An 18,613-nucleotide genomic window follows, 5' to 3' on the forward strand; every position below is an offset into this window, starting at 1 on the left:
TTGCAAACTGGATAGTAAACAATAAAGTGAAGTATTAATTTACGAAATTCACTAGCATTAATTCACAAACAAAAATTCATAAAGCGAGTTTTAAACCCATGTCTCTCAATAAAGCAGTGCTGGATATCCGGCAGCGGATCAAAGTAAGACCTTCACCTATAGACGAACCTGCGGCAAGCTGGACCGGAACAGACCTTGTAGACGGCGTTCAAACAAAAACCATCACCGTGATCTTCAAGAGCGCAGGCTGTCGCTGGGGAAAAGCCGGAGGCTGCACAATGTGCGGCTATGTCTATGACTGTGCAAGCGAGCCTCCAACCCTTGAAGACTATAAGTCACAGCTTGCAAAAGCATTGAGGAAAGCTGAAAAGTTTTCTGAATTCATGGTCAAGATCTTCACCTCAGGCAGTTTTCTGGACGAACAGGAAGTCCCGCCTGAAGCCAGAGATGCGATCCTTAAAACCCTTCAAGAAGACCCCAGAGTTATCAAAGTACTCGTGGAAACGCGCCCTAACTTTGTAACCGAAGAGAACATACAGGCCTGCCTGAGCATCCTGAAAAACAAACCCTTCGAATTAGCATTCGGGCTTGAGACAAGTTCGGACAAAATCCGAAAGGACTCAATCAACAAGGGCTTCACATTCCAGGACTTTGTCCGCGCAGCACAAACCGCAAAAAAATATGGCGTAACCGTAAAATCCTACCTTATGCTCAAGCCTCTCTTCCTCTCGGAAAAACAGGCAATGGAAGATATCCTCCGCTCCATAAACGATGCTGCCCCATATTCGGACACCATATCAATCAACCTCTGCAATGTACAGAAAGGCACACTTGTCGAAGCTCTCTGGGAAAAAGGACAGTACCGCCCTCCCTGGCTGTGGAGCATAATTGAAATTCTGCGGAAAGCAAAAGCCGCCCATCCTGACCTCCCCATGATGTCCGACCCTGTCGGTGCAGGTTCGAAACGTGGCCCCCATAACTGTAAAGAATGCAGTTCGGATGTTGCCGACTCTCTGCGAACATTTTCACTTACCCAGAACCCTGCAGACCTGAGCAGCAGAGACTGTGGCTGTAAAGAACTGTGGAAAAAAGCTCTGGAAATAGAAGACTTCACCTATGGCACGCCCATTTTAAACTGAACTGCTGAAAAAACCGCTCACCTGAAAAAAGCGAGTTCCAAAAATTATAGTCTGGTCTCTTGTAAAATCTGAGATCAATGCCCGCAATTTGATCCTTATGATCTCAGATTACTCTATAATTTTTAATTTAGTCCTCTTGAGCGAGCAAAGCGAGCGAAAAGGACCCCGTCCTCCCGAGACGGGACTCGGGCGAGAAGGAAATCGGGCGCCGGAGCAAGTATTTCCCCCTGATATCTTCCTGTCTTCTCACTTTAGTGATAGCCTCAGCATCACCTGGTCTGACAGGCCTGATAAGTAAACTTACCGACTTCACTTCTGGAATACGGGTTTCTTTTCAGGAAACGTTGAATATTGCTGCGAATTACTGAAGAAGGGTTCAGTAAATCATGGTCCCGACTCCGCCGTCAGTAAAGAGTTCAAGAAGCATGGAGTGGGAAACGCTTCCATTTATGATATGTGCTCTTTCTACTCCGCTTTTAACTGCAACAGCCGCACCTTTGATTTTCGGGATCATTCCGCCGCTGATGACTCCTTCCTCAATAAGGAGGTCAATATCGTCGAGTTTTACACGTGATATGCGGCTACCAGGATTTTTTATGTCTCTGAGAAGACCGGAGACGTCGGTCATAAGGATAAGTTTTTTAGCGTGGAGGGCTGCTGCAATATCTCCTGCGACAGTATCCGCATTTATGTTAAGGGCATTTCCTTTTGCATCAACAGCAATAGGGGAAATAACAGGGATATACCCTTTTTCAAGCATAATATGGAGGATCTCGGGATTTATGACCTCACTTTCTCCAACCCAGCCGATATCCACTTCAGTCTCCACACCGTCGATGAGCACATGTTTTGCAGCCTGTTTATGGCCAAGGATCATTCTTCCGTCATAGCCCGTAAACCCAACGCCTTTGCCGCCGAATAAGCCAATAAGAGACACGATTTTCGTATTTATGTTTCCTACCAGAACCATTCTGGCAATTTCCATGGTTTCATCATCCGTAATGCGAAGTCCCTGGAAGAACTCAGCTTTTTTGCCCATGCGCTCCATTTTTTCCGTGATTTCAGGCCCACCGCCGTGTACAATAACCGGCTTGATCCCCACATAACGCAGAAGGACGATATCTTTTATGATATCTTCCATGATCTGGGCGCTGACCATTGCGTTTCCACCCACTTTGATAACCATGATTGAATCGTAAAACTCCTGCATATAGGGCAGGGCTTCAATAAGCACATTCTCTCTTTTGAGCTCCATGATTTAGGAATCAGAAAATCTCTTTTTAAACTTATCGTTGAGTATACGGTAAAATTAGAAAAATTCCCTAAAAAGGTCAATATAAAAAACTCAAATAAATTGTTAATACTGGAAATAAGCCAGCCCGGATAGTGTTAAATAAAAGACCTTTCCAGGCTAATTCACATCGGTATTTCAAAAATAAAAAGAAAGGACCCCAATTTCCAGGGGATATGAGAATAAAGTTTACTCGAGTTTTTCGATCTTTTCTTTCTTAACGAAGGGTTTGCTGATTTTCTCAGGCATCCAGTCCGGCCTGTTTTTCGGAGCTGCGACAAGTTCCTTCCATGCCTTGAAAACGTGCACCTTCTTTGTCCCGCGTTCCCTGAGGCGGATGATATCAGGTTTGGATTTGGTCCCAGAGCCCCGGTTTGCAGCTTTCAGAGCAGCCTGCCGAGGCTGTTTTCCAGTGAAAACTCCATGTTCATTGCCTTCTTCGTCTCGTAAAACAAAATTTCTTGTGTTGGACATAAAGGTCACCTCGCAAATTGTATTGCTAGACACTGATTAATTTTTAAAGTATATAAAATCTTTCTTCGGATGTTGGCTGTAGTTAGTGATTTATACAAAACTACTCTTAATCTGTAAAGGGTATATAAACTAAATTTTTCTAAATTGTCCCCAGAATAAGAAATATTTAAATATTTCTCCCTTATTAAAAATACAACTCAAAAAAGTATTCAGGAAAGGGTTTTTAGATACTCTATTAAAATATATTTTATTGTACTTTTGGAAAAGAACCTGGAAAGCACAAACTTTACATGCTATTACTTCTTATGGTCACTATATTTTTCCAAATGCATAAAATAAAATTATGTGTTTATTAAGGATTTACCCTATAAAACATACTTATCTTTTCACGGATCTGGTTAAATATGGAAAAGTGTACTTTCAACCTCCCGGATGTCCAGGCCAGCAAACCAAGCATAGCTATCAATCTCACCCGTGTTGGGGTAACAAACATGAAAAAGCTGGTTGAAATCAAAAGAAAGGACAAACGCCCAATAGTATTGATTTCAACTTTTGATGTATTTGTTGACCTGCCCTCGGACCGTAAAGGAGCAAACCTTTCAAGGAACTTTGAAGCTGTAGACGAGGTTCTGGAGAAGGTTCTCAGCACACCGGTATATGAAATAGAACAGTTATGCAGCGACATTGCACATAACCTGCTTGGCCGCCATGAATATGCAAATCAGGCTGAAGTCAGGATGAAAAGCGAATACATGATCAGGCGCGCCTCTCCCTCAACCGGAATCAAGTGCCAGGAAGTAGTTAATATCTTTGCCGAGGCTTCGGCTGTCAGGGGCAACGGCGATAGAGATTACTTTGATGTGAAAAAACTCATAGGCGCTGAAGTTGTGGGAATGACTGCATGCCCCTGCGCCCAGGAGATCATGAGAGATAAAGCTGCAACCGAACTCGCCAATCTAGGGGTTGAAAGGGACAAGATTATAAAGTTCCTGGAAAAAGTCCCCATGGCTACCCATAACCAGCGTGGCAGAGGCATAATTTCAATTAAAGTAGCTCATGATTTTGACGTTTCCCTGGAAAGCATAATAAAAATAATTGAGCGCTCCATGAGTTCAAGCGTTTATGAGGTTCTGAAACGTTCGGACGAAAAGGTCGTTGTAGAAACTGCACACATGAACCCGAAATTTGTGGAAGACTGCGTAAGAGCAATGGCAGACAACGTGGTAAAAGAATTCCCGAACCTTCCTGACAATGCAGTGATCACCATCAAACAGACCAATGAGGAAAGCATACACAGGCACAATGCATTTGCCGAAAGGGTAGCTCTCATGGGAGAACTCAGGAAAGAAATCAGTCAGTAAAAAGGTTGTAACCGGTGGAGAAAGCAACCCTTACTGAAAGAAACGTCTGTTTACTGAGAAATCAGTAAACACTAAATCCTTTTTTTGTTTTTTTAAACTTAATAATCTCTATCAGGCTTTTAAGATTGTACAGACATTTTCAGGTAAACCACACAAACTTTATTAAAGGGCCTGAATAACCTATAAGCATATATTGAAAAAGGAGTGGACTTGCAGGGCCTGAAGTACCGCGTCCTGGAAGCCCTCGAGGTGAAAGCATGGACGATGCTAAGGAAATCACAGCGGTAGGGCGGAACAAGAAAACTATCAAAGTGGGAGATGCTGTCAAGTACGTAAATAGCGATACTGTAAGTCGTATTGCCGAGATCAAAAAGGACGACCAGGGGAAAGTCTGGGTCCTGCTCGAAACAACCGATCTATGGTATAAAGAAGAGACTCTGGAATATACTGATATCAAGCCCCCGGAAAAGAAAGAACAAAGAGAATTTACTGCCGAAGAGCTGGAAGAGAGGTTCAGGAAAGAAAGGGAAACTATTCAGGCCTTCGATCTCGGAAAAGCCGGAGGAGGAGGGGCAGGAGGCTAACTTATCCTGCCTTTACTTTACCCTGTTTTTTTATTCAGGAATTCAATGCCTGCCTTTAAACAGCTATTTCTTTTGTTTATGTGAGCTATATTAAGAGAAAAGGCAGTTTGCTGTAGACACTACCATTTCGCCTGGGCTATCCTTTCATTTTTCCTGCATTTTGATCCGCTGGGCAAGGATACATTTCCCACCGTGCCTGCCACCAAGCGGATTTTGTGGGGTTCCCAGAGAGTTCATGCAGCGTGCCATAACAGCCGCGCCTCTGGCAAGCCCATCGTCGACAAAGACCACTCTCTCATCAATCTTGGGGGCGAGATTCATTTTCTCCAGGCAGTTCAAAATCAGTTTAGGTTTGTTCCCGGTAATTCCTGCCCTGCCTGTAATTCCGAAAGTGCTGTCTTCAAAAATAAGGCCTTCTTTCTTTGCAACCTCTATGAGCCTGCACACCACTCCTGCCATCACCTCATCAATGACTGCATAAACAATCGATAATCCATGGCTTTTACAGACTTCCATGCCTATTGCACTCAGTTTTCCCATATTTGAGCCATTCTCACCCACATCACAGCCTATGAGTGTTACGCCTATTTCTTCAGCCGCGTCGGGTCTGACAGGAACACTGCCGTATCTCTTCCTATCCCTGGGAACTTTTTCAATAGTTATCAGCTCATGAATACGCCTTGAATACTCTTCTATGGATTTAGCTTTCATTTTCAAAGTAATGAAAGAAGGCGGTTTCTGTTTTTCAAAAACTTCCAGAGCAGTTCCTACTTTCGAATCAACGACCTTTGAGCCCCGAATTATGGCGTCCGGAATTGCGCCTGCATATCCGCAGAAATTACCAATTGTTTTTGCATAAGGCTGGTCAGAGCTTGTTATCCTGCCGTCAAGGGTGGTCCCGAAGTCAATTGAGATGCAGGGGTTCCTGAAATCCACATCTGTCAATTTAGCCGCTTCCTTTATTCCTGCAGTTGCAAGTTCACCTTCCATCTCGTTTGCGACAATTTCAACGCCCGTAGAGCCGATTGGAGGTACAACACCGGCAACTGCCCCATCAAAAATAACTTTCTCCAGTTTACTATATTTCTGGAATTTTTTAGGGATATTTGAAATGGACATTGGAGCAGTCATATTTCTTGGAGGAACACCAGCCATAAGACACCCATCTGCCAGTGCTTTAATAAATTCGCCGACTTCTTCAGGAGAATCAAAGCCTGCAACGACACCTGTAGAGCGAACAACAAAATTAAGGTCAGTCTTTATGTCCAGACTGGCTTTTTCAACGGATTCTGTAAGTGTATTCTTAACAAGTTCTGCAACAGCCTCGCGTGTAAGTTCTACACCAGTAAGTGTTTTTCCAAATACAGCTTCTCCGGGTTTTGGAGGACGGACATCTCTGGTCATACGCACGACTTTATTTATTATGTGCGTCCTGCCAGTATCCAGATTGGTGGCTGTAAGGATACATTTGGTTGTGGTATTTCCTACTTCTACCGAAGCTACTATAAAGAATGGTTTTGACTTGAGGTCAATCAAACGAACCTGAGGAGATTCTGCAATTCTGGGTTTCATAGCCATTTTTTTCCCTTCCTGAGGATCTATTATAGACTGAATTGGATCCGCATCTTATACTATTGAACCTGCAACTGAAAATTAATGTATTTGTATTGGAACACACCATGAAATTTATTTAGAAATAATAACATATTTAGAAATAATAACAGTTAAAAACCGAATTATGGATGTCGAACTAGTATGAAGACCTGCCTCCTGATTCAATAAACAATCCTGATTCAATAAACAAGTGAGACAAGAATACAATTTATCTGAAGTTTAAAGAAGGTATAAACAAAGCCTGTAATAACCTTTTCTAAAACACTTCAAATTGACAGTTTATTCCAATTAGTTATTATTTGTTATTTTTCTGTTTGCAAGACATAAATAATATAATTTTTTATGTTAAATTTTTATCCAGCGGGACTATTTGTTATCCTATTTTTTTCTTTATTTAAAAAAGACTTGAATTTGAACTATCTGTGGTTATAAGGTCTTATTTAATCTGTGGTTATAAGGTCTTATTTAATCTGTGGTTATAAGGTCTTATTTAATCTGTGGTTATAAGGTCTTATTTAATCTGTGATTATAAGGTCTTATTTAGATACATATTGTAGCATTATTTTATTCACCCTCAAATATGTTTTTATAAAGAAGATTTTAACCCTGATTTATATTTTCTATCGAGACAGAAATTATATTTTGGGAAGAATAAATTAAGACACGTACTAATAAATAGCATAAATTATAAAAAGTACAAATATAATAACACATAGGAATTATTATAGACACATAAAATATAATAATTACAGATTGAAGAGCAATTTTAGATTTTTTCAAGAATCGGGAACTAGTGAATCAGGCACTAGTTATCCTTAAATATGGGGCAATAATCACAGGAGGTCTTTAATGCCGTTAGATCCTATTTGCAAAAAAATAATATCCAGGGATACTGAATACTTTTCGGATTACGGGGGAAAAAATTACTATTTCTGCAGTTCCGAATGCAAGCATAAATTTGATGCACTTGAAAAAAGCGTCATCAGGCTCAAAAGAAACCTGAGCGAAAAAGAAAAAATTTCATTTGGAAAACTAAAGAGAGATATCATAAAACCGGGAATCTGCACTCTTTGCGGAGCCTGTGCAGCAAGCTGTGAGTATATAACCATCAAAGATGAAAAGCCTGAACTGATCGGTCCCTGCAAAGCCTGTGGGGTCTGCTACTACCAGTGCCCCAGAACTATCACTACGGAAGAAGGGCTGATAGGCAGCTTCAGGTATGCTTATGCTGCACAGTCTGCCATACCGGAAATAAAAGGTCAGGACGGAGGGGTTGTGACTTCTCTTCTTCTGTATGCTCTGGACGAGGGGCTTATCGACTGCGCCGTGGTCACGGTCCATTCAGAAGAAGAACCCTGGAAACCCGTACCCATAGTTGCAAAAACCAGGGAAGAGATCCTGAAGAGTAGCGGCAGCATTTACTCCCATTCGATGACACTGGAAGCCCTTATGAGCGCAGTCAAACAGGGAATGAATAGCGTTGCCTTCGTAGGTACGAGTTGCAATATCGATGCAGTCACAAAAATGCAAAAAAGCTCTTACGGTTTTCTGCACCTTTTTATGAGGGCGAAGGTCCTCAAACTGGGACTTTTCTGCATGGACACTTTCGCCTACGAAGGGATCAAAGCAGTACTGGAAAGCTATGGGATCACTCTTGACAACGTCGATGCCATGAAAATCCGAAAAGGGAAATTCGAGGTCGCCCTGAAAGATGGAAAAGAACACATCTTCGAACTCAGCGAATTTGACGAATACAGAAGCTCCTCCTGCCGTTTCTGTACAGACCTGACCGCCGAAAACTCAGACATTTCCTTCGGAGGAGTAGGCAGCCCCAGAGGCTACACTACAGTCCTTGCCCGTTCAGCCATAGGCTATGAAATCTTCAACGAAGCCATAGACAACGGCTACATCGAAGCCCGCCAGCTTACGGATGACGAACTCGAAAAAGTCCTCAACCTGGCAAAGATGAAAAAGGTACAGATGTACGACTTGCACAGAAGGCAGAAAACATAATAAGCATAAATAAGTCCTCTTGAGCGAGCGAAGCGAGTGAAAAGGACCGCGTACTCCCGAGGCGCAATTAGGGGTGAAAAGGACCGCGTACTCCCGAGGCGCAATTAGGGGTGAAAAGGACCGCGTACTCCCGAGGCGCAATTAGGGGTGAAAAGGACCGCGTACTCCCGAGGCGCAATTCGGGGTGAAAAGGACCGCGTACTCCCGAGGCGCAATTCGGGCGAGATGAATATATATTTATTTCATAAACTGTTTCTATTATGCATTACCAACGGCATTCTATTCGGATCATTCTATTTTTGAGGAATTTTCATGATTACAAAAGAAGATGTAGAACATATCGGCTGGCTTGCCCGTATTGAGATCAATGAGCAGGAAACAGTCGAATACATGGAAAAACTTAACTCAGTTTTGGAGTACTTCGGGCAGCTTGATGAGGTGCAAACCGAGGATGTTGCTCCTACATACCACGTTGCTGAGGTCTATAATGTATTCAGGGAGGATGTGGCGGAAGAATGCCTCCCGCAGGAAACTGTTCTTGCAAATACCGAACACAAACAGGACGGGACTTTCAGGGTCCCGAAAATCGGCTGAGGAGATGTTTTGATGGCAAAATGGATGAGTGTTGCACAGATTAAAGAAAAGATTAAAGAAAGCTCAGCCGAAGAAGTGACATCCAGATACCTTGAAGTTATCGAAAAAAGCAAAATCAACGGATATCTAACGATTTCCGATAAGGCTTTTGAGCAGGCAAAAAAGATCGATAAAGAAGGGCATGAAGGCCCTCTTGCAGGCGTACCGATTGCTATTAAGGATAACATTTCTGTTGTCGGGCTGCCAAACAGCTGTGGCTCGAAGATCCTTGAAGGCTATGTCCCTCCTTTCAATGCCCACATCATAGAGAAACTTCTTTCTGCCGGAGCAGTGATCCTTGGAAAAACCAATATGGACGAATTTGCCATGGGATCTTCTACTGAGACCAGCCATTTCGGACCGACTGCAAACCCCTGGGACCTTGAAAGAGTGCCAGGCGGGTCTTCCGGTGGAAGTGCAGCAGTTGTAGCAGCCGGCGAAGCTCCTTTTGCTCTTGGTTCCGATACAGGCGGATCTGTACGCTGTCCTGCATCTTTCTGTGGGGTTGTGGGGCTTAAACCGACCTATGGAGCAGTTTCAAGGTACGGGGTTGTGGCTTATGCAAATTCCCTTGAACAGGTTGGACCTCTCGCAAACAACGTGGAAGACATAGCAGTCCTGATGGATGTTATAGCCGGATATGATAGGAGAGATTCCACTTCAATTGACAGCAAAACCGAGTACCTGAAAGCTCTTGTTGACGACGTGAAAGGCCTGAAAATAGGGGTTCCGAAGGAATTCTTCGGAGAAGGTATCCATCCTGACGTAGAAAAAGCAGTATGGGATGCAATACACAAATGTGAGAGCCTTGAAGCGACGTGGGAAGAAGTCTCAATGCCCCATATAAAGTATGCCCTTGCCTCATATTATATAATTGCAATGAGTGAAGCGTCCTCAAACCTTGCCCGCTTCGATGGAACACGTTACGGATTCAGAGCAGGCGGAGAAAACTGGCATGCTATGGTTTCAAAGACCAGAGCTGAAGGTTTCGGCACAGAAGTCAAGAGGAGAATTCTCCTCGGAACCTATGCCCTTTCTGCAGGTTATCATGATAAATACTATCTCAAAGCCCTGAAGGTCAGGACTCTTGTGAAGCAGGACTTTGATAAAGCCCTTTCAAAAGTTGACCTTCTCATGGCTCCGACCATGCCGAACCCTGCTTTTAAGATCGGAGAAAAGATTGAAGACCCGCTTACCCTCTACCTTTCAGACATAAACACCTGCCCGATTAACTTGGCAGGCGTGCCTTCGATCTCCGTGCCCTGCGGATTTACGGACGGGCTGCCGATAGGACTTCAGATAATGGGCAAGCCCTTTGACGAAGAAACTGTCCTGCGTGCAGCTTACACTTTTGAGAAGAATACCGATTACCATACCAAGAGACCTCCGGAGGTGGCATGAATGGTCTATGAAAACCCTGACGGTATAAGGATAGGGCTTGAAATCCACGTCCAGCTTAACAAACTCAAGACCAAAATGTTCTGCGGCTGCTCTACAGATTATCACAATGCGGCCCCCAATACCCACACCTGTCCGGTCTGCCTCGGCCTGCCGGGTGCACTTCCGGTCCTTAATAAAAAAGCCGTGGAAGCAGCAATTAAAGTGGGGCTTGCCCTTGAAGGTGAGATTGCAGAAGAAACCCAGTTCCACAGGAAGAATTACTTCTATCCTGACCTCCCCAAAGGTTTCCAGGTCACCCAGTACGACTATCCGATTGTTAGCAAAGGAAAAGTCGTGATCGAAGGAGAAGACGGGGAGCATGTGGTAGGAATTACAAGGGCTCACATGGAAGAAGACCCTGGAAAGCTTGTACACATAGGGAGCATTGAAAAGTCCAAAGGTGTCCTTATAGACTACAACAGGTCAGGCATGCCCCTGATCGAGACCGTTACCGAGCCGGATATGAGGAGTCCCAAAGAAGCAAGGAGATTCCTTGATAAGTTCAGAAACATCCTCGAATACCTGGATGTCTTTGACGGAAACCTTGAAGGAGCTATGCGTGTCGACGCGAACGTTTCTGTCCACTGGGGGACCAGGGTTGAGGTCAAAAACATCTCTTCCCATAAAGGAGTGGAAAGAGCACTTCTCTACGAGATCATGCGCCAGAAAAACGTGATCCGCCGCGGAGGAAAAATTACGCAGGAAACGCGTCACTTCGATGAAGGAAGGGGAGTAACCATTTCCATGAGGACAAAAGAAGAGGCAGAAGACTACCGCTACTTCCGTGAACCTGACCTCATGCCAATGCGCGTTACAGGCTGGATACCCGCAATTAAAGAGACCCTTCCCGAGCTTCCGGATGCCAAACGTGCACGCTTCATGGAGCAGTACGGTATCACAGATATGCATGCAAGAGCCCTGACCTCAAAGATTATGCTCGCCGACTTCTACGAAGGCGTTTGCGCAAAAGGGGTAGACCCGAAGGTTGCAGCTACCTGGACTGCTGACGTCCTCCTCGGAGAGTTAAACTATAGAGACCTTGCAATCTCTTCTTACGACGGCAGGACAATTGGCTTTATCCATGCAAAAGACCCTGAAGTGGAGAATTCCTTCAAGGTCTCGGATATGGTTGAACTGGTCACACTTTTTGCCGAAGGCAAGGTCAGCGACAGGGCTGCGGTTGAAGTCATCCGTACCATTCTGGACGGAAATGAGGAAAAGAGCCCATCGCAGATCATAGAAGAAAAAGGCCTTTTCAAAGCCGAAGACGATCTGGTAACCAGAGCTGTTGCAGAAACAATTGCCGAAAACGAAGCTGCCGTGCAGGACTATCTTGGAGGAACGGAAAAGTCCCTGAACTTCCTTGTAGGACAGGTCATGAAAAAGACAAAAGGCACGGCGGACGCAAAGACAGCCCGTGAACTGATTGTAAAGGAACTTAAAGGGTAACCCGGCAGGGTTCACCTTTTTAACTACTTTTTTAACGGTTAATAAAGGTCAGGCCTGCGGTCTTCGAGAATAGAGCCGGTTTGTCTGATTTTTCTTGCCTCGTCAAGGTCAATTTCCCCCAGAATAACACACTCTTCTTTTCCAGCCTTTGCCAGAATGCGGCCCCAGCCATCAGTAATAAAGGAGCTCCCCGGATAAGTAGAATACCTGTCTTTTCCAACCCTGTTACATGCAATATGCGGCAGTTGATTTTCTATTGCCCTGGAGATTGACATGATACGCCAGGGATATATGTAAAAATCCGGAATTTCGGCAGCTGAGACCAGAAGGTCTGCTCCATCAAGAGTCATTTTTCGGGCAACTTCAGGATACCTGAGTTCATTGCAGACTATAAGTCCCAGTGAGAGGCTGTATTTTTGCAGCCTGATAGGGGCTATACTGTCTCCGGACGCAAAATATTTTTTTTCGGGACCGTAAAGCTGGACTTTTCTGCGGATGCCTGCAAGTTTTCCGGATTCGATACAGAAACCGAGGTTATATTGATAAGGAGCTCTTTTTTCCGGACTTATTGCCCCCTTATCCTTTATTTCTCTCTTTTCTATCATTGAGCCCGCAAGGATACAGCCATATTCTCTGGAAAAGTCACTGAGAGCCTCAATAGTGGGACCTGAAACGGTTTCAGCCACTTCTTCTATGCGCTCATAACAAAAACCGGTTGAGAAAACTTCCGGAAAGACAAGCAACTCTGCTTCTTTTGAAACTGCTTCTTCTGCCAGGGAAAGGGCGTGATCAAGATTTTCATGCTTCGAGCAGGGTGAAATATTCATCTGGATACAGGCGGTTATAATAGAGGTCACTTCCCTTCCTTTTAATTGTAAATGCAGATCTACCAGATACTTCAGTACTTTGTTTAAGTACTGTGTTTGAGTACTTTGTTTAAGTAATTTGTTTAAGTACCTCATGAGGTAATTCTATTCTGCAGTAATATTCAATTTTCCTGTTTAAGACTACGATTTGAGATGACAGTAGAATGAGACAGTGGAGCAGGGCGGTAGGACAAAACACCATTGAGGTAAAATTTATAGAAAGTTTCATAGCTATTGCAGACAATACTATATAATAGATGTCAAAAAATTTGTATATAACAGCAAAAAAATCGTGAAAATTTTCCGAGATAAAATATAAAACATGTGAATGCCAAAATAGCCTGAAAAAGAAATCTCTTGCAGCAAAAAGCCCTGAATTTTTACTGATCTGAAAATGACCATACAGAAGGAAAATATCATGGAAGAGCCAGATTCTGATTTCAAGTTCCATGCAAATACCCTCGTATTTAAGTTGCGCGACTTCTTTTTTCCCCGCAGAAAGATCCTCGAAGAAGCCGGTATAAAGCCCGGTTTTAAAGTTCTGGATTACGGCTGCGGGTCAGGGTCCTATATTCGTGATGCTTCCGAGATGGCAGGCCCTTCAGGAAAGGTCTACGCCCTGGATATAAACCCTGTTGCTATTGAGATGGTCAATCAACTCGCTTTTATAAAACAACTGAAAAACGTAGAAACTATCCTTTCAGACTATAATTCAGGCCTTCCAGCATCCAGTATGGACGTGGTTCTCTTTTATGATACCTATCATACCCTGAAAAAACCGGAACTGGTTATGAAGGAGCTTCACAGAATTCTTAAACCCGAAGGCATTCTTTCCTTCAGGGACCATTACATGAATGAATCAGAAATAATGGAAGGGGCTACTCGAAAAAGATTATTCAAGCTGAAAAAGAAAGGTAAAAAGACATATTCTTTCAAAAAAGATGAAAGTTAATTCGGGCTCAAATCCTTATCTTCAGAAAATATCCGGTCTTTAGAGATGTATTATATAACATATTTATTGTATAACATTTTGCCTGCTACTGTTAAAAGAAATAAAAAAATGAAAAAATAAAGGAATTCGAACTCAGTAGAAACACAAAGCCTGATTGGTCAATAGAATAACTCCTGATAAATTTCTATCTGCTTTTTTCTTACCTGTTTTTTCTTTACCTGTTCATTTCCATCGCTGTCTTTTAAGCTTCTATCTTTTGAGCTGAAGTCAGGTCAGGAGTGAATTATTGTTTGTTGTAAGACCGATTTAGCGTTACAGGAGGTTGTTTTGTTGGATTTGAGTTTATTAGAGGCTAATTACTGGCAGTTAGGTATTCTGGAGGTTTAGTCACAGGTTATTCATGATGAGTTATTTGACCTTTTTACAATGTGCTCTTTCGCAGTCCAATTTTTGAGTTTATGCTTTTGTTGCCGGAATGATCCCTAGGCTTTGCATGATTCTCATTTCCACGGGAGTAATAAAAGTTCCGTTACCAAACAAAAACCCATGCAAAACGGGTTCCGGAGTCTTTCTCTGTATTTTTTCGTTCATATTCTGGATTCTCCTTTTCTGGTTTTGCAATTCCTTGTACTTCACAGGAAGTACGGAATCCTATTACCTTATTCAAATATAAATAAATTTTGCTAAATTAGAGAAAATGAAAGAAAAAGTACAGAAAAATTAAGGCAAAACAGATCTGAAGATAAAAACCTGAACTTCGGATAACTTCCGGGTCAAAGCTCCAGGTCAAGTTCCATTCTTTTCAAGTTCATTTTTTTCAAATTTTTATTTCAAGATCATCCTTTCAAAATCTTTCTTTTCAAACTCTTTCCTTACTTCAGCCGGCACCCTGTTAAAAGGGCACTCGAAATAGATACAGCGACCACATTCATACCGCCATATTGTCAGTAGAAAAACCGATATGGAAACAAGATAGGTCCCCAGCAGAAACGGAATTTCCAGCAGAAACGGCAGAGGGAAGAAAATCAAGATCATGAACCCTAGAGATGTAATGGCAATATCGAATTTGCCCGGCGGGTGCGGTCTGGGCTTAAAATGCCTTGGCCAGCCCCAGTTCATCATACACCTCAAACACTTTTCTCCCCTGACAAAATAAGGGCAGTGAGTGCAGAAAAAACGCTGTTCCAGAATTCCAAAATGGAAAAAAGCTATGAAAATGTAGGCAAGAAGCCATCCTGTTGAACTGATGCCGATAGCAAGTCCAGCTGAAAATAAAATGGTAAGAGTTACAAAATTCCAGTAGAGAAAATCTTTAAACTCATGTTTTACTCTAAGAGAAGTACATCTGCCTGAACCTGCTGCCCAAAATTCCTCTTTTGAAACCTCAATATTCCCGGGAAAGCCGTCCCTTTTCTTAAATTCTTCTTTCACGCCCACAGACACACGGTTCACGGGGCATTCAAAGTTAATACAACGAACACACGCATATCGCCGAGCCGTCAGAAAGAAGAGTGCACAGGCTACGATATAAGCTCCAAGCAGCAAAAGGTCTCTGATAAGCCAGTAAACCGGAAAAAGGAACATGGGAAGAGTACCAAGAACGGTCATTGCTTTTTCAAAAGGACTGTGAGACCCGGGCCGGGCCTTAAAGATTTTTGGAACTCCCGGAAGCATCATGCATTTTACGCATCCTTTGCTCCGAGCGTAATAGGAGCAGTGAGTACATGCGAACCGTAATTCGATAATCAGGAAGAAAATGAGGGCTATCCCTATGTAAACCGCTACCAATTTGAGAGAGTCCCTTGCGACGGCTATCGAACCAATAAGGAAAGGGATCGCATTTAAAAAATTCCAGTATAGACGATCTCTGGCAGAATGTTCTGTTTTTAAGGGAAGCGAAATGCCTGAAGACATGAGGAGTTTTTGGGAAAGTAAAAGGTATAAAGTTTTGGATCTTAAGGAATTTTGCTGGAGGGCAGTCTTGTATTGGATACTAATCAAAAATTAAAATTTCAGAGAGGCTCATCAATAATTTAACAAATAAGATATTTAACCAAAGTAATCCTCATAATCGATATTCCATTCTATTGCAGAAACGCCACCACTATCTGGAACCATAAAAAACTCGGTTGCTGCAATATCTTCGTAGTTGCAGAGCTTACATCTGTAATATCGTCTTTCCATGGTTTCTTGCTCTTTAGACACCCGTATGTCCGGTTTTTTATATTCAATATATGTACCGGTTTTGCCGCATCTTTTACATTGAACCTTTGCCAGGTCAGAGACTTTCATTGTTTTTCCTTTTTTTGTAACGAAACCTTCAGAACTCTCTCGAACATTCATATATCCGCAGGATCTGCAACTCCAATAGCGGGTAATCTGTATTCTGTAAGTTTCTGGAGTGCTTATTTCCTTAATATCCGGTTTTTCTGTTTCACGGCAGATAAACTCTTTTCCGCAGTTATTACATACAGTATTTCTGTAATATTCTGCAATATAATAGTACTGAAGTTTTAAAGGCACTGCAGTGGTAATTACAAAACCGCTAAGAAGAATAGCTAATAAAATGCCCCTTTCAGAAGTATAATAATTTGCTACCGAGAGAAAGAATGCCGAGAAAAAAAAAGACACTATAAAGAATATTATGGCAAATAAGGAATTGGGAATTTCTCCGACAGCAGAAGTAAAAGATTTACCAAAAATTTTGATTAAACCAGGAGCTAAGTCTTTAAGGAAGAAGCCTTCTTTAAGATCGCCTTTATAGGTAATTGTGTGGGTGGTTGAAGAGAGTGTACACTGAATAGTCGCTATATATTCTTTACCTGGTTTATATTTTATAAGTTTTTTAGATTCTTTGGCTGTATTCATCTTACCCAACCCAGCTTACTAAAAACAGATAAAAAAGAATACATGTTTTCAAATGATACAACATTTACAACTATTTAAATTTTAGGAGTAAGAGTTTAACGCTTATGTTGAGAGGTTCAATACTAATTTGTTGAACCATTAATTCGTTTCAGGGGAAATAAATATACCAAAAATAAAACTTTACATCGCCTGCAGCCTCGACGGTTACATAGCCAGAGAAGACGGCAGCATATACTGGTTAACAGAATACGACAACAATTCCGAAACCGATTACGGCTACTCCGAATTTTACGCATCAATCGGTACAGTTCTTATGGGCAGAAAAACCTATGAACAGGTCCTGGGTTTTGGAGACTGGTCTTATAGGGAGAAGAAAACTTATGTTTTTACAGGGCAAAAAGAGCCTCTGCTCCGGGAGAAAAACGTAGAATTTGTTTCCGGGAATGTCAGGGAGTTCACGCGCCAGCTGAAAGAGAATACTGACAAGGATATCTGGCTTGTGGGTGGCTCACAGCTTATTAAGGCGTTTCTCGAAGAAGACCTGGTGGATGATATGATCGTTTTTATTGTTCCGATCATTCTTGGAGGAGGAATTCCGCTTTTTGATCGGATTGGAAAAGAGATTAAACTCAAGATGAACAATACGGAGAGATATGAAAGCGGGCTTTTGAGAACGGAATATAACCTGAAGCCGACATAAAGAAAAAATAGCAAATCATAAAAAGAAGGTCACTCAAAGTTCTTAGTAGAATTAATCAGGCTTTCGAGTGATTTAATGGCAATTCCAGATTATCAGGCTGTAATGCTCCCTTTATTGAAATATGCAGGAGACGGTAAAGAGCACCACATTCGCGATGCAATAGAAAAACTGGCCGAAGAATTCGAGCTGAGTGAAGAGGAAAGAAAAGAACTTCTACCGAGTGGTCAACAGGCTATTTTTAAGAACAGAATAGGATGGGCTAATACTTATCTGAAAAAGGCTGGACTACTGGGTTCCAGAAAAAAAGGATATTTTTCCATTACCCGGAGAGGACTGGATGTTCTCAGAGAAAAACCTCCTTCCATTGATGTCAGTTTTCTGAAGAGATACAAGGAATTTAATGAATTTTACAATAAGGACAAACAGGTTTTAATTGACAAGCCAGATGTTCCCGAAGCGGAAGGAAAAAGAGCTCTCGACCCCGAAGAATCTCTCGAAATCGCATATCAGAAACTTCACAACGAACTTGTTTCCGAAATAATTTCTACTACTAAAAAATGCTCTCCTGCTTTCTTTGAATCACTGGTTGTTGACGTTCTGACAAAAATGGGATATGGGGGTTCAAGAGTCGATGCCGGAAAAGCGATTGGCAAAAGCCATGACGGCGGCATTGATGGCATCATAAAAGAAGACAGGCTAGGGCTCGATGTAATTTATATACAGGCGAAGCGCTGGGAAGGTACGGTATCAAAACCTGAAATCCAGAAGTTTGCCGGAGCTCTTATAGGTAAGAAGGCTAAGAAAGGAGTTTTCATAACGACCTCAAGCTTTTCAAAAGAGGCTATTGAATATGCCGACTTTACAGGAAATATTGTCCTGGTTGACGGGGAAATGCTTGCACGGCTAATGATTGAGTATAACGTTGGGGTTTCGAGGGTAAAATAATATGAAGTCAAAAAGATGGATACAGATTATTTTGAAGATGGAGTAATCTAAAAAATTTCTTTCAACAAATAATATATACCTGAAGTCCCCATATAATGGTTTGAAATCAAACCAATATTGCATACAAAAGCATACAAAATATAAATATATCCAAACCGATATTTTAGTTGTGCTTTAAGTTTAAAGTTTGGGGATTGTAGCAGAAGGCAGAGAAAATACGATCGCAAAGAGGAAAAAACTTCCAGCTTGATGTTTAATTTTTCCTTTTTGAGACAGCCATAAAT

General features: G+C 42.2%; 16 protein-coding genes. 10 read left to right on the forward strand and 6 right to left on the reverse strand.

All coding sequences use genetic code 11. The features are described 5' to 3' along the window. Nucleotides 1-98: 98 nt before the first annotated feature. Complete coding sequence (locus M886_RS03455) at nt 99-1,139, forward strand: archaeosine biosynthesis radical SAM protein RaSEA (protein ID WP_048050662.1); 1,041 nt, start codon at nt 99-101, stop codon at nt 1,137-1,139. A gap of 376 nt (nt 1,140-1,515) precedes the next feature. On the opposite strand, the gene argB is transcribed toward M886_RS03455, so the two are convergent. After that, nucleotides 1,516-2,394: an acetylglutamate kinase gene (gene argB, locus M886_RS03460; protein ID WP_015411669.1), complete on the reverse strand. Its 879-nt coding sequence runs from the start codon at nt 2,392-2,394 to the stop codon at nt 1,516-1,518. 225 nt (nt 2,395-2,619) lie between these two features. After that, complete coding sequence (locus M886_RS03465) at nt 2,620-2,904, reverse strand: non-histone chromosomal MC1 family protein (protein WP_011033170.1); 285 nt, start codon at nt 2,902-2,904, stop codon at nt 2,620-2,622. A 404-nt stretch (nt 2,905-3,308) separates the two neighbouring features. On the opposite strand from M886_RS03465, the gene mptA reads away from it, so the two are divergent. Together mptA and M886_RS03475 are read left to right on the forward strand one after the other, a co-directional pair. Further along, nucleotides 3,309-4,265 carry a GTP cyclohydrolase MptA gene (mptA, locus tag M886_RS03470; protein WP_011033171.1) on the forward strand — a complete coding sequence of 319 codons (957 nt, stop codon included), beginning with the start codon at nt 3,309-3,311 and terminating at the stop codon, nt 4,263-4,265. Nucleotides 4,266-4,522: 257 nt separating this feature from the next. Beyond that, the gene (locus M886_RS03475; RefSeq protein WP_011033172.1) at nt 4,523-4,849 is read left to right on the forward strand and encodes a DUF2098 domain-containing protein; all 327 of its coding nucleotides are present in this window, start codon (nt 4,523-4,525) and stop codon (nt 4,847-4,849) included. 144 nt (nt 4,850-4,993) lie between these two features. Here M886_RS03475 and M886_RS03480 read toward each other — a convergent pair whose 3' ends face one another. Next, nucleotides 4,994-6,427: a methanogenesis marker 14 protein gene (locus M886_RS03480; protein ID WP_048037319.1), complete on the reverse strand. Its 1,434-nt coding sequence runs from the start codon at nt 6,425-6,427 to the stop codon at nt 4,994-4,996. An 885-nt stretch (nt 6,428-7,312) separates the two neighbouring features. Here M886_RS03480 and M886_RS03485 point away from each other — a divergent pair. The 4 genes from M886_RS03485 (at nt 7,313) to gatB (ending at nt 11,998) form a co-directional block, all read left to right on the forward strand. Next, nucleotides 7,313-8,476: a Coenzyme F420 hydrogenase/dehydrogenase, beta subunit C-terminal domain gene (locus M886_RS03485; protein ID WP_011033174.1), complete on the forward strand. Its 1,164-nt coding sequence runs from the start codon at nt 7,313-7,315 to the stop codon at nt 8,474-8,476. Nucleotides 8,477-8,788: 312 nt separating this feature from the next. Continuing rightward, nucleotides 8,789-9,070, forward strand: a complete 282-nt coding sequence (gene gatC, locus M886_RS03490; protein WP_048037148.1) for an Asp-tRNA(Asn)/Glu-tRNA(Gln) amidotransferase subunit GatC — start codon at nt 8,789-8,791, stop codon at nt 9,068-9,070. Nucleotides 9,071-9,082: 12 nt separating this feature from the next. After that, nucleotides 9,083-10,510, forward strand: a complete 1,428-nt coding sequence (gene gatA / locus M886_RS03495) for an Asp-tRNA(Asn)/Glu-tRNA(Gln) amidotransferase subunit GatA (protein ID WP_048050663.1) — start codon at nt 9,083-9,085, stop codon at nt 10,508-10,510. Then, nucleotides 10,511-11,998, forward strand: coding sequence for an Asp-tRNA(Asn)/Glu-tRNA(Gln) amidotransferase subunit GatB (gatB, locus tag M886_RS03500; RefSeq protein WP_011033177.1), 1,488 nt, complete (start codon nt 10,511-10,513; stop codon nt 11,996-11,998). It abuts the gene before it with no gap. Nucleotides 11,999-12,036: 38 nt separating this feature from the next. Here the strand turns inward: gatB and M886_RS03505 are convergent, their stop codons facing one another. Further along, nucleotides 12,037-12,855 carry a nitrilase-related carbon-nitrogen hydrolase gene (locus M886_RS03505; protein ID WP_226987704.1) on the reverse strand — a complete coding sequence of 273 codons (819 nt, stop codon included), beginning with the start codon at nt 12,853-12,855 and terminating at the stop codon, nt 12,037-12,039. 403 nt (nt 12,856-13,258) lie between these two features. Here M886_RS03505 and M886_RS03510 point away from each other — a divergent pair, with 403 nt between their 5' ends. Beyond that, on the forward strand, nt 13,259-13,816 hold the full coding sequence (locus tag M886_RS03510) for a class I SAM-dependent methyltransferase (RefSeq protein ID WP_230670621.1): 558 nt from the start codon (nt 13,259-13,261) through the stop codon (nt 13,814-13,816). Between the two features lie 825 nt (nt 13,817-14,641). Here the strand turns inward: M886_RS03510 and M886_RS03515 are convergent. Together M886_RS03515 and M886_RS03520 are read right to left on the reverse strand one after the other, a co-directional pair. Then, on the reverse strand, nt 14,642-15,730 hold the full coding sequence (locus tag M886_RS03515; protein ID WP_048050664.1) for a hypothetical protein: 1,089 nt from the start codon (nt 15,728-15,730) through the stop codon (nt 14,642-14,644). A 135-nt stretch (nt 15,731-15,865) separates the two neighbouring features. Further along, entirely contained in the window at nt 15,866-16,684 is an 819-nt protein-coding gene (locus M886_RS03520) for a hypothetical protein (RefSeq protein ID WP_011033182.1), read from the reverse strand. 313 nt (nt 16,685-16,997) lie between these two features. Here M886_RS03520 and M886_RS03525 point away from each other — a divergent pair, with 313 nt between their 5' ends. Continuing rightward, nucleotides 16,998-17,384 carry a dihydrofolate reductase family protein gene (locus M886_RS03525; RefSeq protein WP_235203863.1) on the forward strand — a complete coding sequence of 129 codons (387 nt, stop codon included), beginning with the start codon at nt 16,998-17,000 and terminating at the stop codon, nt 17,382-17,384. A 75-nt stretch (nt 17,385-17,459) separates the two neighbouring features. After that, a complete protein-coding gene (locus M886_RS03530; protein ID WP_048050666.1) occupies nt 17,460-18,329 on the forward strand; it encodes a restriction endonuclease in 870 nt (289 codons plus the stop codon). Nucleotides 18,330-18,613 lie beyond the last annotated feature (284 nt).

Origin of the sequence: Methanosarcina soligelidi, assembly GCF_000744315.1 — an archaeon.
Lineage (GTDB): Archaea > Halobacteriota > Methanosarcinia > Methanosarcinales > Methanosarcinaceae > Methanosarcina > Methanosarcina mazei.

Excerpts from the sequence above, each read along its gene's own strand:
- M886_RS03455 (WP_048050662.1), top strand. The coding sequence starts at position 99 with ATGTCTCTCAATAAAGCAGTGCTGGATATCCGGCAGCGGATCAAAGTA.
- M886_RS03510 (WP_230670621.1), top strand. The coding sequence starts at position 13,259 with ATGACCATACAGAAGGAAAATATCATGGAAGAGCCAGATTCTGATTTC.
- M886_RS03525 (WP_235203863.1), top strand. The coding sequence starts at position 16,998 with ATGGGCAGAAAAACCTATGAACAGGTCCTGGGTTTTGGAGACTGGTCT.
- argB (WP_015411669.1), bottom strand. The coding sequence starts at position 2,394 with ATGGAGCTCAAAAGAGAGAATGTGCTTATTGAAGCCCTGCCCTATATG.
- M886_RS03515 (WP_048050664.1), bottom strand. The coding sequence starts at position 15,730 with ATGTCTTCAGGCATTTCGCTTCCCTTAAAAACAGAACATTCTGCCAGA.
- gatA (WP_048050663.1), top strand. The coding sequence starts at position 9,083 with ATGGCAAAATGGATGAGTGTTGCACAGATTAAAGAAAAGATTAAAGAA.
- gatB (WP_011033177.1), top strand. The coding sequence starts at position 10,511 with ATGGTCTATGAAAACCCTGACGGTATAAGGATAGGGCTTGAAATCCAC.
- M886_RS03520 (WP_011033182.1), bottom strand. The coding sequence starts at position 16,684 with ATGAATACAGCCAAAGAATCTAAAAAACTTATAAAATATAAACCAGGT.
- M886_RS03465 (WP_011033170.1), bottom strand. The coding sequence starts at position 2,904 with ATGTCCAACACAAGAAATTTTGTTTTACGAGACGAAGAAGGCAATGAA.
- mptA (WP_011033171.1), top strand. The coding sequence starts at position 3,309 with ATGGAAAAGTGTACTTTCAACCTCCCGGATGTCCAGGCCAGCAAACCA.
- M886_RS03480 (WP_048037319.1), bottom strand. The coding sequence starts at position 6,427 with ATGGCTATGAAACCCAGAATTGCAGAATCTCCTCAGGTTCGTTTGATT.
- gatC (WP_048037148.1), top strand. The coding sequence starts at position 8,789 with ATGATTACAAAAGAAGATGTAGAACATATCGGCTGGCTTGCCCGTATT.
- M886_RS03475 (WP_011033172.1), top strand. The coding sequence starts at position 4,523 with ATGGACGATGCTAAGGAAATCACAGCGGTAGGGCGGAACAAGAAAACT.
- M886_RS03485 (WP_011033174.1), top strand. The coding sequence starts at position 7,313 with ATGCCGTTAGATCCTATTTGCAAAAAAATAATATCCAGGGATACTGAA.
- M886_RS03530 (WP_048050666.1), top strand. The coding sequence starts at position 17,460 with ATGGCAATTCCAGATTATCAGGCTGTAATGCTCCCTTTATTGAAATAT.